At 70.4% G+C, this 12095-nt stretch carries 13 protein-coding genes; 9 read left to right on the top strand and 4 right to left on the bottom strand.

The features are described 5' to 3' along the window. Positions 1-21 precede the first annotated feature (21 nt). Positions 22-1596: an ABC-F family ATP-binding cassette domain-containing protein gene (locus B7K26_RS08290; RefSeq protein WP_375537579.1), complete on the top strand. Its 1575-nt coding sequence runs from the start codon at positions 22-24 to the stop codon at positions 1594-1596. A 6-nt stretch (positions 1597-1602) separates the two neighbouring features. On the opposite strand, the gene B7K26_RS08285 is transcribed toward B7K26_RS08290, so the two are convergent. Further along, positions 1603-2436 carry an SURF1 family protein gene (locus B7K26_RS08285; protein ID WP_084078503.1) on the bottom strand — a complete coding sequence of 278 codons (834 nt, stop codon included), beginning with the start codon at positions 2434-2436 and terminating at the stop codon, positions 1603-1605. Between the two features lie 53 nt (positions 2437-2489). Here B7K26_RS08285 and fabG point away from each other — a divergent pair, with 53 nt between their 5' ends. Continuing rightward, complete coding sequence (gene fabG / locus B7K26_RS08280; RefSeq protein ID WP_084078502.1) at positions 2490-3194, top strand: 3-oxoacyl-ACP reductase FabG; 705 nt, start codon at positions 2490-2492, stop codon at positions 3192-3194. 65 nt (positions 3195-3259) lie between these two features. Here the strand turns inward: fabG and B7K26_RS08275 are convergent, their stop codons facing one another. Beyond that, the gene (locus B7K26_RS08275) at positions 3260-4573 is read right to left on the bottom strand and encodes a uracil-xanthine permease family protein (protein ID WP_084078501.1); all 1314 of its coding nucleotides are present in this window, start codon (positions 4571-4573) and stop codon (positions 3260-3262) included. Between the two features lie 139 nt (positions 4574-4712). Here B7K26_RS08275 and fabI point away from each other — a divergent pair, with 139 nt between their 5' ends. Continuing rightward, positions 4713-5480, top strand: a complete 768-nt coding sequence (gene fabI, locus B7K26_RS08270; protein WP_084078500.1) for an enoyl-ACP reductase FabI — start codon at positions 4713-4715, stop codon at positions 5478-5480. A 2-nt stretch (positions 5481-5482) separates the two neighbouring features. Then, a complete protein-coding gene (locus B7K26_RS08265) occupies positions 5483-5989 on the top strand; it encodes a histidine phosphatase family protein (protein ID WP_143340579.1) in 507 nt (168 codons plus the stop codon). A 68-nt stretch (positions 5990-6057) separates the two neighbouring features. Here the strand turns inward: B7K26_RS08265 and serB are convergent, their stop codons facing one another. Continuing rightward, positions 6058-6690 (bottom strand): phosphoserine phosphatase SerB, encoded by a 633-nt coding sequence (gene serB, locus B7K26_RS08260; protein WP_084078498.1) that lies wholly within the window; start codon positions 6688-6690, stop codon positions 6058-6060. Next, entirely contained in the window at positions 6687-7928 is a 1242-nt protein-coding gene (gene glgC, locus B7K26_RS08255; protein ID WP_084078497.1) for a glucose-1-phosphate adenylyltransferase, read from the bottom strand. The genes serB and glgC overlap by 4 nt, the downstream gene beginning before the upstream one ends. A gap of 72 nt (positions 7929-8000) precedes the next feature. Here glgC and glgA point away from each other — a divergent pair, with 72 nt between their 5' ends. The 5 genes from glgA to B7K26_RS08230 all read left to right on the top strand — a co-directional run bounded on the left by glgA (position 8001) and on the right by B7K26_RS08230 (position 12094). Continuing rightward, positions 8001-9203: a glycogen synthase gene (glgA, locus tag B7K26_RS08250; protein WP_084078496.1), complete on the top strand. Its 1203-nt coding sequence runs from the start codon at positions 8001-8003 to the stop codon at positions 9201-9203. A 12-nt stretch (positions 9204-9215) separates the two neighbouring features. Continuing rightward, positions 9216-9998, top strand: coding sequence for an ABC transporter ATP-binding protein (locus B7K26_RS08245; protein ID WP_084078494.1), 783 nt, complete (start codon positions 9216-9218; stop codon positions 9996-9998). Between the two features lie 4 nt (positions 9999-10002). Then, the gene (locus B7K26_RS08240; protein ID WP_084078492.1) at positions 10003-10479 is read left to right on the top strand and encodes an Rrf2 family transcriptional regulator; all 477 of its coding nucleotides are present in this window, start codon (positions 10003-10005) and stop codon (positions 10477-10479) included. Positions 10480-10574: 95 nt separating this feature from the next. After that, entirely contained in the window at positions 10575-11489 is a 915-nt protein-coding gene (locus B7K26_RS08235; protein WP_084078490.1) for a sulfite exporter TauE/SafE family protein, read from the top strand. Positions 11490-11665: 176 nt separating this feature from the next. After that, complete coding sequence (locus B7K26_RS08230) at positions 11666-12094, top strand: NfeD family protein (protein WP_084078652.1); 429 nt, start codon at positions 11666-11668, stop codon at positions 12092-12094. Position 12095: the final 1 nt, after the last annotated feature.

Raw genomic sequence — 12095 nt, 5'->3', positions numbered from 1 at the left:
ATCTCCGCACAGAATCTCGAGATGCGCATCGGCGCGCGCGTCCTGCTGCGCCCGACGTCGTTCCACGTCAACGCAGGCGACCGCATCGGCCTGGTGGGCCGCAACGGCGCCGGCAAGACCACGATGACGCGCATCCTCGCGGGCGAGGGGCAGCCCTCGGGCGGCTCCGTCCACCACAAGGGCACGGTCGGCTACCTTCCCCAGGACCCGCGCTCCGGCGACCTGAACCAGATCGCCATGGACCGCATCCTCGCAGCGCGCGACCTCGCCGGCATCATCGCCAAGATGCGCGACGCGGAGGAGGCCATGGGAGGCGCGGACGAGAAGGCCGCGGCGAAGGCCATGGACCGCTACCCGGCGCTCGAGGAGCGCTTCCGCGCCGCCGGCGGCTACGCGGCCGAGTCGGAGGCGCACCGCATCGCCTCGAACCTGGGCCTCGACGACCGTATCCTCGCCCAGCCGCTGCACACCCTGTCCGGCGGCCAGCGCCGCCGCGTCGAGCTGGCCCGCATCCTGTTCTCCGACGCCGAGACGCTGCTGCTCGACGAGCCGACCAACCACCTCGACGCCGACTCGATCGTGTGGCTGCGCGAGTTCCTGCGCCAGTACTCGGGCGGCCTCATCGTCATCTCCCACGACGTGGACCTTGTCCGCACCGTCGTCACCAAGGTGTTCTACCTCGACGCCAACCGCGGCGAGCTCGACCAGTACGCCATGGGCTGGGACCTGTACCTGCGCCAGCGCGAGGACGACGAGAAGCGCCGCCACACCGAGCGCCGCATCGCCGAGAAGAAGGCGGGTGCCCTGGTGGCGCAGGCCGAAAAGATGCGCGCGAAGGCGTCCAAGGCTGTCGCCGCGCAGCAGATGCTCAAGCGGGCCGAGAAGCTCCTGGAGGGCACCGAGACCGAGCGCGTGAGCGACAAGGTCGCCTCGCTGCGCTTCCCCACGCCGGCGCCGTGCGGCAAGACGCCGCTGCGCGGGCACGGGCTGTCCAAGAGCTACGGCTCGCTCGAGGTCTTCATGGACGTCGACCTCGCCATCGACCGCGGTTCGCGGGTGGTGGTGCTGGGCTTCAACGGCGCCGGCAAGACGACCCTGCTGAAGCTGCTCGGCGGCGTCGAGAGGCCTGACACGGGAGTGATCGAGGCCGGCCACGGGCTCAAGCTGGGCTACTACGCCCAGGAGCACGACACCCTCGACATGGACGCCACAGTCGCGGAGAACATGCGCCACTCGGCCCCCGACCTCGGCGACACCGAGGTGCGCAAGGTGCTGGGCTCGTTCCTGTTCTCCGGCGACGACGCCGACAAGCCCACGAGAGTCCTGTCCGGAGGCGAGAAGACGCGTCTCGCCCTCGCCACGCTCGTGGTGAGCCAGGCCAACGTGCTGCTGCTTGACGAGCCGACCAACAACCTCGACCCGGCCTCTCGCGCGGAGATCCTGAACGCGCTGAAGACCTACGAGGGGGCGGTGGTGCTCGTCACCCACGACGAGGGCGCGGTCGACGCGCTCGAGCCCGAGCGGGTGCTGCTGCTTCCCGACGCGGACGAGGACCTCTGGAACGACTCGTACAGGGACCTCATCACCCTCGCCTAAACCGCGTTAGAGGGCGTCCTCGATCTCCTCGTCCGAGGGCTCGGCGCGGCGCCGCTTGCGCGGCTCCTTGGCGACCGATGCGGCGGCCGATGCGGGGGCCGGCTCGTCCTCCTCGCGGGCCATCTGCGCGTCGCGCCGCAGGAGCAGTACGGCGCCGATGGGCGCGAGGGCGGCGAAGGCCCACCACTGCACGGCGTACGCGAAGTGCGGGCCGAGCGAGAGTTCGGGAAGCGGGACCTGCTCGCCCACGAGAGTGGGGGAGCAGGAGGCCCCCTCGCACGCCTCGCGGATCATGAGGTAGCCGGGCACCTCCTCGCCCGCGGGGGTGTCGAGCTGGTCAGGGGTGATGCGCGTCACCGAGTCGGTCGCGGTCTTGCCGTCGTCCTCCTCCCACGCGCGCACGACGCCGGTGACGGTGACCTCGCCCGTGGGGTACTCGGGAACCGCCGGATCCTCGTCGGGGCCGGGCTGCGGTATCCACCCCACGGACACGAGCACCGAGCGGCCGTCGTCGGTGTCGAGCCACGCGAGGTACTGCCACGCCGCTGTGGAGTCGATCGGGCGCCCGCGCAGCACCGTGGCAGTGCCCGTCTCGAAGGTGCCGGTGACGGTCACCTCGCGCCACTCGGCGTCACCGGGGAGCTCGGAGCTGCCCGCCGGGATCACGTCATCGAGCGGCGCCGGACCCGAGACCTGGGCGGCATCGTAGGCGGCGATCGCCGCCGCCTTGGCCTCGTGGCGGTGGTACTGCCAGAACCCGAGCTCGATCGCGACCACGGAGACGGTCAGGGCGATGAGCATCGTGAGCGCGATGCGGACGATCGGGGGACGGCGGTGCACCCCACGATGCTAGCCGCGCGGTGAGGCAGCCTCCGTCCACTACCGTGGCACCCATGACTCGACACGTCCTCGTCACCGGAGCCAACCGCGGCATCGGCCGCTCCATCGCCGCAGCGTTCGTCGACGCCGGCTACACCGTCAGCTCGATCCACCGCAGCGGCGACCTGCCGGACGGCGTCCACGGCGCCATCGCCGACATCACCGACACGGATGCCGTGAACGCCGCGTTCGACGCCCTCGAGGCCGAGCACGGTCGCGTCGAGATCCTGGTGGCCAACGCCGGCATCACTAAGGACGGGCTGCTCATGCGCATGTCCGACGAGGACTTCGAGTCGGTCCTGAGCGTCAACCTCGCGGGCACCTTCAAGTGCGTGCGCCGCGCCACGAACTCGATGCTGCGCCAGCGCTTCGGCCGCATCATCCTCGTCGGCTCGGTCGTGGGCCTCATGGGCAACCCCGGCCAGGTCAACTACTCCTCGTCGAAGTCCGCCCTGGTGGGCATGGCGCGCTCGATCACCCGCGAGGTGGGCTCACGCGGCATCACGGCCAACGTCATTGCTCCGGGCTTCATCACCACGGACATGACGGACGAGCTTCCCGAGGACACGAAGAAGCAGTACGAGGCGACCATTCCCGCCAAGCGCTTCGGTGCGGCCGATGAGGTGGCCGCCGCGGCCGTCTACCTCGCCTCGGACGCGGCCGGGTACGTCTCGGGCGCGGTGCTTCCCGTCGACGGCGGCCTCGGTATGGGGCACTAAGCCACTCGAGAGACGACGAGGGCCCCCGGCGATCCGCCGGGGGCCCTCGTCGTCTGCGCGGAGACTTACGCCTGGGGCGTCGGCTCGTCGCCGTCCCGATACGCCGGGGAGGCGACCGGGTTGGAGGCGTCGCGCCAGCGCGTGATGACGGCCATCAGGTGGTAGGAGATGAGCGCGGCGGCGGTGCCGAGGATGATGCCCTCGAACTTCAGCTCGCCCACCTGCCACGTGTAGTTGGCGGCGCCGATGACGAGGGCCACGCCCGCGGGGATGAGGTTGACGGGGTTGCCGAAGTCGACCTTGCCCTGGCCCCAGATGCGGGCACCGAGGACGGCGATCATGCCGAACAGCACCGTGGACAGACCGCCGAGCACGCCCGCGGGGGTGGCGGCGATGAGCTCGCCCACCTTGGGGGACAGGCTCAGCAGCAGGGCGAAGCCGCCGGCGCACCAGTACGCGGCCGTCGAGTACACACGGGTGGCGGCCATGACGCCGATGTTCTCGGCGTAGGTGGTGGTTCCCGAGCCGCCGCCGAGGCCGGCGACGGTGGTGGCCACGCCATCGGCGAGCAGCGCGCGCCCGGTGATCGGGTCGAGGTCCTCGCCGGTCATGGCGGACACGGACTTCACGTGGCCGATGTTCTCGGCGATGAGCACGAAGATCACCGGCAGGAACATCAGCATCACCGACGGGTCGAAGGTGGGCGTCGCGAAGTCGGGAAGGCCGAACCACGCGGCGTCGTGGAAGTCGGTGAGGTCGTACTCGCCGTTGAGCGCCGCCACGAGGCAGCCGACGACGGTGCCCAGCAGGATCGACAGGCGACCGAGGATGCCGCGGAACAGCACGGTGATGAGGATGACCGCGAGGGCCGACACCAGTGCCGTGCCCATCGACACCTTGACCATGTCCCACGCGGCCGGCGCGAGGTTGAGGCCGATCAGCATGACGATCGCTCCCGTGACGACGGGGGGCATCGTCACCTCGATCCAGCGGGTGCCGGCGACGTGGACGATGACGCCCACCGCGGCGAGCAGGAGCCCGGTGGCCACCAGGCCGCCGAGCGCCGCGCCCTCGCCGCCCGAGGCGACGGCCGCGGTGATCGGCGCGATGAACGCGAACGACGATCCCACGTACGAGGGAAGTCGGTTGCCCGTGATGATGAGGAACAGGATGGTGCCGACCGCGGAGAAGAAGATGGTGGTGCTGGGCGGGAAGCCCGTCAGCAGCGGCACCACAAAGGTGGAGCCGAACATGGCAAGGACGTGCTGCGCCCCCAGGCCAATCGTGCGCGGCCAGGTGAGGCGCTCCTTGGGCTTCACCACAGCATCGGCCGCGATGGTGCGACCGTCCCCGTGAAGTGTCCAACTCATCAGTGCCATCGTGCGTCTCCTCGATTCGTGACCGCGCGTGGATCGCACGCGCCGGGCGACAATCTACTGGGTTCACCACCATGGGCCGTTAGGCTCGGGCCTGGTCGCGCCGACGGCGCTAGGCTCGTTTTCGACAAGGAGAGACTTCATGGGAATGCTTGATGGCAAGAACATCCTGGTGACCGGGGTGCTGACCGAGGGCTCGATCGCCTTCGAGGTCGCGCGCCTGTGCCAGGAGCAGGGCGCCACGGTCGTGCTGACCGGCGTCGGCCGTTCCCTCAAGATCACCCAGGCCATGGGTCGCCGCCTGCCCGTCGAGGCGCAGGTCGTCGAGCTCGACGTCACCGACCCGGAGCACCTCGCGGCGCTCGCGGACAAGGTGCGCGAGCACGTTCCGCACCTCGACGGCGTGGTCCACTCGATCGGCTTCGCCCCGCAGTCCGTCATGGGCGGCAACTTCATGTCGGGCGAGTGGGAGGACGTGTCGACAGCGGTCCAGATCTCCTCGTACTCCCTCAAGGCGCTCGCGCAGGCCGCGCTGCCGCTGATGGTCAAGGGCTCCTCGATCGTGGGGCTCACGTTCGACGGGCGCTTCGCCTGGCCCGTCTACGACTGGATGGGTGTGGCCAAGGCGGCGATGGAGGCGGTCAACCGCTACCTCGCGCGCGACCTCGGCGAGCACGGCATCCGCGCGAACCTCGTCTCGGCCGGCCCCATCAAGACCACTGCCGCCAAGCACATTCCCGGGTTCGAGCAGATGGAGGGCGTGTGGGCCGACCGCGCGCCGCTCGGCTGGGACTCGTCCGCGACGGAGCCCACCGCCCGCACCGTCACCGCATTGCTGTCCGACTGGTTCCCGGCCACCACGGGAGAGATGATCCACGTGGACGGTGGCGTCCACGCGATGGGACAGTGACCATGCCGACCCTCATCATCGCCCGCCACGCGAAGACCGAGTCTCCCGCCGACTACGCGAACGACCTCGACCGTCCGCTCGAGCTGATCGGGCGCCAGGCGTCCACCAAGCTGGGGCAGGAGCTCGCCGCGGCGGGCCTCACGCCGGCCCTCGCGCTGGTGTCGCCCGCCGTGCGCACCCAGCAGACGTGGAAGCTCATGGCCTCCGCCCTCGGCGACGTCGAGACCCGAGTGGTCGACGACCTGTACGAGACAGACGTCGAGGGCCTCGTGGACGTCGCGCGCGCCTCGGGTGACGCCGACGTCGTGGTGATGGTGGGCCACGAGCCCACCTCGTCCGCGGCGACGGCCTTCCTCGCCGGCGACGGCTCCGACACCGCCGCGCTCAAGAACATCGCGCTGGGACTCAACACGGGCTGCGCCGCCGTCCTCGAGTACGACGGCGCCTGGTCCGACCTCGGGTCGCGCTCCGCGCGCCTCGTGAAGGTGATCTCCGGCCGCGACGTCTGACCCCAGACGCACGCGAAGGGCCGATGCGGTGGTGACCACCGCATCGGCCCTTCGTCGTCGTGGGGCTGCTAGCGCTCGATGACGTCGAGCACGTCGGCGAGGCTGGGAGAGTTCACTGCCACGTCCGCCTGCGTCTGCACCACCGGCTTCGCGTTGAACGCCACGCCGAGGCCGGCGGCGGCCATCATGTCCAGGTCGTTCGCGCCGTCGCCCACGGCGACGCAGTCGGCGGGGGAGATGCCCAACTCGTCCGCGTACGCGCGCAGCGCCTCGGCCTTCGCGGCCCTGTCGATGACGGGACCGACAGTGCGGCCGGTGAGGCGGCCATCGGCCACCTCGAGGCGGTTGGCGCGGAAGTGGGTGATGCCGATGCGGGCGGCGAGCGGCGCGACGATCTCCTCGAAGCCGCCGGACACGAGCGCCGCTGTCCAGCCCTCGCCCTGAAGCGTGGAGACCAGCTCCTCGGCGCCGGGGGTGAAGCGCACCTCGTCCAGGACCTCGGCGAAGACCGAGTCCTCGACGCCCTCGAGCGTCGCGACGCGCTGACGCAGCGACTCGCCGAAGTCGATCTCGCCGCGCATCGCCGCCTCGGTGACGCGCGCGACCTCCTCCTGGGTTCCCGCGCGCGCGGCGATGAGTTCGATGACCTCGGACGTAATCAGCGTGGAGTCGACGTCGAGGACGATCAGGCGTCCACTCATGCGGTGACGACCGTGCCCTTCGGGACGACGGTGATACCCGACTCGGTGACGGTGAAGCCGCGCTCGAGGTCGCTTACGCGGTCGATGCCCACGCGGGCGCCCTCCTCGACGCGCACGTTCTTGTCGAGGATCGCGCGGTGCACCTGGGCGTGACGGTTGATCACCACGTCGTCCAGCAGCACCGAGTCGGAGACGGTCGACCACGAGTGCAGGCGCACGCCGGGGGACAGCACCGACCCGGTGACCGTCGCGCCGGAGACGATGACGCCCGGGGAGACGATCGAGTCGGCGGCGTGGCCCAGGCGGCCCTCCTCCGAGTGGATGAACTTCGCGGGAGGCTCGGTGATGAGCCCCTGGTGAAGCGGCCACTGGTGGTTGTAGACGTTGAAGACGGGCTGGACCGCGATGAGGTCCATGTGCGCCTCGTAGTACGAGTCGATGGTGCCGACGTCGCGCCAGTAGTTGCGGTCGCGGTCGGTGGAACCGGGCACGTCGTTGTCGACGAAGTCGTAGAAGCCGCACGAGCCCTTGTCGACGAAGTGGGGGACGATGTCGCCGCCCATGTCGTGCTTCGACGTCGCCGACTCGGCATCGGCCTTGAGCGCCTCGAGCAGGGGCCCCACGGAGGCGACGTAGTTGCCCATGGAGGCGAGCACCTCCTGCGGCGAGTCGGGAAGGCCCTCGGGCTCGGTGGGCTTCTCCAGGAACTGCTTGATGAAGCCGGGGCGGTCCTTGTCGACCTCGATGACGCCGAACTGGTCGGCGAGCTCGATGGGCTGTCGGATGCCGGCGACGGTGAAGTCGGCCCCCGTCGCGATGTGGCTGTCCACCATCTGCGAGAAGTCCATGCGGTAGACGTGGTCGGCACCCACGATGACGACGATGTCCGGCTGCTCATCCTCGATGATGTTGACAGTCTGGTAAATCGCGTCGGCGCTGCCGAGGTACCAGTGCTTGCCGCGGCGCTGCTGCGCGGGCACCGGGGCCACATAGTTGCCCAGCAGCGGCGACATGCGCCAGGTGCGGGCGATGTGACGGTCCATCGAGTGCGACTTGTACTGCGTCAGCACCACGACGTGCAGGTAACGCGAGTTCACCAGGTTGGACAGGGCGAAGTCGACCAGCCGGTAGGTGCCCCCGAACGGGACGGCGGGCTTGGCTCGGGCCGCGGTGAGGGGCATCAGGCGCTTGCCCTCACCTCCGGCCAGGACGATGGCGAGAACTTTCGGCGCTGGCATGGCCCCAGCATAGGCGGGCATACCGGCGAGTGAACAGGTCACACGCCCTGGAGGGCCACTAGCGTGGGTGATATGCGAGCAGACATCCTCACCCGCGAGTACCCGCCCCACGTCTACGGCGGCGCGGGCGTCCACGTGACCGAGCTGGCGGCCGTCCTACGCGAGCAGATCGAGGTGCGCGTGCGCGCCTTCGACGGCGAACGCGACGAGGACGGCGTCGACGGCTACGACCCGCTGGGAGGGGGAGTGGGTGACTCCTCGCTCGACGTCATCGCGCACAACCTGCCCATGGCGAAGGACTGCGAGGGCGCCGACCTTGTCCACTCGCACACCTGGTACGCCAATCTCGCCGGGCACCTCGCCTCGCGCCTGCACGGCATCCCGCACGTCATCTCGGCGCACTCGCTCGAGCCGCTGCGGCCTTGGAAGGCCGAGCAGCTCGGCGGCGGCTATCAGGTGTCGTCGTGGATCGAGCGCACCTCGTACGAGAACGCCGACGCGATCATCGCCGTCTCCGGCGGCATGCGTGACGACGTGCTGCGCTCCTACCCGAACGTGGACCCGGACAAGGTCCACGTCATCCACAACGGCATCGATGTGGACGCGTGGGCGGCGCCGGCGACCGACGAGGAGCGCACGGCGGCCGATGCAGTGGTCGAGGAGTGGGGGATCGACCGCTCGCGTCCCGCGATCGTGTTCGTGGGCCGCATCACGCGCCAGAAGGGGCTTCCGTACTTCCTGAGGGCCTGCGAGTCGCTGCCGCCCGAGGTGCAGATCGTGCTGTGCGCCGGCGCCCCCGACACCAAGGAGATCATGGCCGAGGTCACGGGCCTCGTGGAGGACCTGCGCGCCAAGCGCGACGGCGTGGTGTGGATCGAGAGGCACCTGCCGCGGCCCCAGCTTGTCGCGGTGCTCGACGCGTGCACCGCATTCGTGTGCCCCTCCGTGTACGAGCCGCTCGGCATCGTCAACCTTGAGGCGATGGCCGTGGGGCTTCCCGTGGTCGCCACCGCCACCGGCGGCATCCCCGAGGTGGTCGTCGACGGCGAGACCGGCATCCTGGTGCCCATCGACCAGGTCACGGACGGCACCGGCACCCCGACCGACCCCGACGCGTTCGTCGCCGACCTTGGTGCCGCGCTCGCGGACGCCGTGTCAGACCTGGAGCGCGCGCGAGCGTGGGGAGCGGCGGGCCGCGAGCGCGCCACGGAGCACTTCTCGTGGCACACGATCGGCGACCGCACCCTTGACCTCTACCGCAGCCTGACGGACTAGGCTGGCGACATCATGACCGAGGTGCTGAGCTTCCAGGGCGTGGGGCTGCGTCGCTCCGACAACGCCATCCTGTCCGACATCGACTGGAGCGTGGACTCCGCCGACCGCTGGGTCATCCTTGGCCCCAATGGCGCCGGCAAGACCTCGCTCATCTCGATCGCATCCGCACGCCTCCACCCGAGTGCGGGCGACGCCACCGTGCTGGGCCTGAGGCTCGGCTACTCCGATGTGCAGGAGCTGCGCATCCGGGTCGGCCTCGCCTCGGCCGCGCTCGCGGATCGTCTGCCCGCGGACGAGACCGTCCTCAACGTGGTCATGACCGCTGCCCATGGCGTGACCGGACGTTGGCGCGAGGAGTACGAGGACGTCGACCTGGAGCGCGCGGAGGCGCTGCTCGCCGCCTTCGGCATGCAGGGCTTCGCCGACCGTCGCTTCTGGACCCTGTCCGAGGGCGAGCGCAAGCGCGTCCAGATCGGGCGCGCGCTCATGGCGGACCCCGAGCTGCTGCTCCTCGACGAACCCGCCGCGGGACTCGATCTGGGCGGCCGTGAGGAGCTGCTCGCGGCGCTCACGGAGCTCGCCGGCGACCGTCGCTCACCCGCGATGGTGCTTGTGACGCACCACGTCGAGGAGATCCCCGTCGACTTCACGCACGCGCTGCTGCTGCGCGAGGGCCGCATCGTCGCGGCGGGACCGCTACACGACACCCTCACTTCGGCGAACCTCAGCGAGACCTACGGCATGCCCGTGTCGCTCCACGCCCACGAGGGTCGCTGGACCGCGCGCCGCGCCTGACCGCATGAGGATTTCCGCCAAGGCTGACTACGCGGTGCGGGCCGCCGCCGAGCTTGCTGCCTCGCCCGACGGTGCCCCGCGCACGGCGGAGGACCTGGCCGCGACGCAGCAGGTGCCGCGCAAGTTCCTCGAGGCCATCCTGACCGCCCTGCGCGGCGCAGGCCTTGTGGTGAGCCAGCGCGGCCTCGGCGGTGGCTACCGGCTCGCCCGACCGGCCGATGAGGTGTCGGTGGCCGATGTCGTCCGCGCAGTAGACGGCCCGCTCGTCTTCGTCAGGGGAGAGCGCCCGTCCGAGCTCGACTACCAGGGTGCGGCGGCCCCACTCCTTCACGTCTGGGTGGCGCTGCGCGCGAACGTGCGCCATGTGCTGGAGTCGGTCACGCTCGCCGATCTTGCAGGGAACAATCTGCCGGCGGAGGTGCAGAACCTGCTGGCGCACGAGGCGGCCTGGGAGAGCCCCGAATCCCTACGCGGTCAGTAGGTATTGTTTCCTACTAGGGAAGTAGGTAATATCACTGGCGCGGCGAGGGTTCTCGTCGCCGGCGCCGACGCGCCGACTCATCCGCGGAGGTCGCCGTGCGCTCCCTCATCGTCCTCGCCATCATCGGCTTCGGAGCCCAGCTCGTCGACGGCTCGCTCGGCATGGCCTATGGCGTGACCTCGACAACGCTGCTGCTGGCGGCGGGTATCAGCCCGGCCGCGGCATCGGCCACCGTCCACCTCGCGGAGATGGGCACCACCCTGGCGAGCGGCGCCGCACACTGGAAGCTCGGCAACGTGGACTGGGCCGTCGTGCGCCGTGTGGGCATCCCCGGCGCCGCCGGAGCCTTCCTCGGCGCGACCGTCCTGTCGAACCTGTCGACCGAGGTGGCCGCGCCCATCATGGCGATCGTGCTCCTCACGCTCGGCGTGTACGTGCTGCTGCGCTTCACCATCTGGGGAGTGCGGACCGCCCCCGACCGTCGCCCGCTGGGCAAGCGCTTCCTGGCCCCGCTCGGATTGGTCGCCGGATTCGTCGACGCCACCGGTGGTGGCGGCTGGGGTCCCGTCGGCACCCCCGCGCTGCTCGCTTCCGGTCGCATGGAGCCGCGCAAGGTCATCGGCTCGATCGACACGAGCGAGTTCCTTGTCGCCCTCGCTGCCTCGCTGGGCTTCCTCATCGGCATCGGCACCGCGGGCATCGACGCCGGATGGGTCCTCGCGTTGCTCGCGGGCGGACTGCTCGCCGCACCCATCGCCGCGTGGCTCGTGCGGGTCATCCCGCCGCGCCTGCTGGGCGCAGCCGTCGGTGGCCTGATCATCCTCACCAACACCCGCTCGCTCATCCGCGCCGAGTTCATCCCGGTCACGGGTGCGGCCCAGACCGCGGTGTACGTCGCGATCGTCGCGATCTGGATCGGCGCCATCGCATGGTCGTGGCGCGCCTACCGCCGCGACGCCGTCGCCGCCAAGGAGGCGACACCGGCAGCACCCGCGCTCGCCGCGGAATGACTGCCAGGCCCACCGGCGACGCTCCCGCTCCCCCCCCGGTCGAGCGACGCCGGTGCGGACGCGAGGCATCGGCCGTCCCTCCCGACGGCCGATGCCTCGCGTCATTCGCGCGGCCGATTCATGGCGACGGACACCCCTGCTAGGTTGCCTGGCAGGAGGTGATCCGCGTGGATTCCATGTGGTGGTTCATCGGGGCCATGGCGCTCGGCATCGTCGAGGTGTTTACCCTCGATCTCACATTCGCGATGCTGGCAGGCGGAGCCCTCGCCGGGGGAGCGGCGTCGCTGCTCGGCGCCCCCCTATGGCTGTGCATCGTCATCGCATGCCTGGTCGCGGCGCTGCTGCTGTTCACGCTGCGGCCCTACCTGCTGAAGTCGCTACGGGCGCGCGGCGAGCTCATCGAGACCAACGCGGTGGCGCTCATCGGCGCCGGCGCGCGCACCCTCGACGAGGTGACCGAGACACGCGGACGAGTCAAGCTCAGCGGGGAGGTGTGGAGCGCCAGGACGCAGGACGACGCCCCCGCCATCCCGGAGGGATCGGAGGTCACCGTGGTGGCCATCAGGGGCGCGACGGCGATCGTCGCGCCGGAAAAGGGGGAGTGAC

The sequence above is a fragment of the Demequina sp. NBRC 110057 genome (genome assembly GCF_002090175.1).
In the GTDB taxonomy this organism is placed as follows: domain Bacteria; phylum Actinomycetota; class Actinomycetes; order Actinomycetales; family Demequinaceae; genus Demequina.
The sequence above is the reverse complement of the archived record's forward strand: the minus strand, read 5'-3'. Positions and strand labels throughout refer to the sequence as shown.